Here is a 546-nt window from a genome sequence, read left to right as displayed (position 1 = left end):
ACATCGCCAGGCTTTAAATTTATTTTCACTTTTTTGAAAGTGAAGACAAAAAGTTTTCAGAATCGTTTAAACGATATTTGAATTGCTGATATAGCTCAGCCCGGTAGAGCGCACCCTTGGTAAGGGTGAGGTCCCCAGTTCGAGTCTGGGTATCAGCACCATTATTTAGTTGATTTGATTAATCAAGTTAACAACAGAATTTGCTTGGCGACCATAGCATTGTGGACCCACCTGATTCCATGCCGAACTCAGAAGTGAAACACAATAGCGCCGATGGTAGTGTGGGGCTTCCCCATGTGAGAGTAGGACATCGCCAGGCTCAAATTGCTTTAAGCTGAATAGACACTGCGGAGTGGTAGTTCAGTTGGTTAGAATACCGGCCTGTCACGCCGGGGGTCGCGGGTTCGAGTCCCGTCCACTCCGCCACTTATTAGAAAGCCTAGTCTTATGACTAGGCTTTCGTCGTTTCTGAGTATCGAAAATTTAGTCTTCGACCAACGAGTCCGGTTGCCTGAGATCCCATCACTTATACCAATTCCGTTAATT

At 45.8% G+C, this 546-nt stretch carries 2 tRNA genes and 1 rRNA gene; all 3 read left to right on the top strand.

From position 1 onward, the window contains the following. Positions 1-84: 84 nt before the first annotated feature. The 3 genes from BCT34_RS03595 (at position 85) to BCT34_RS03585 (ending at position 426) form a co-directional block, all read left to right on the top strand. Positions 85-161, top strand: a tRNA-Thr gene (locus BCT34_RS03595). Between the two features lie 42 nt (positions 162-203). Continuing rightward, positions 204-319, top strand: a 5S ribosomal RNA gene (gene rrf, locus BCT34_RS03590). Positions 320-349: 30 nt separating this feature from the next. After that, positions 350-426 (top strand) — tRNA-Asp (locus tag BCT34_RS03585). The last annotated feature ends 120 nt before the right edge of the window (positions 427-546 follow it).

This window comes from Vibrio sp. 10N.261.45.E2 (assembly GCF_002875705.1).
Classification (GTDB): Bacteria; Pseudomonadota; Gammaproteobacteria; order Enterobacterales; family Vibrionaceae; genus Vibrio.
Note: the sequence above shows the minus strand (reverse complement) of the source record. Positions and strands in the feature narration are given on the sequence as shown.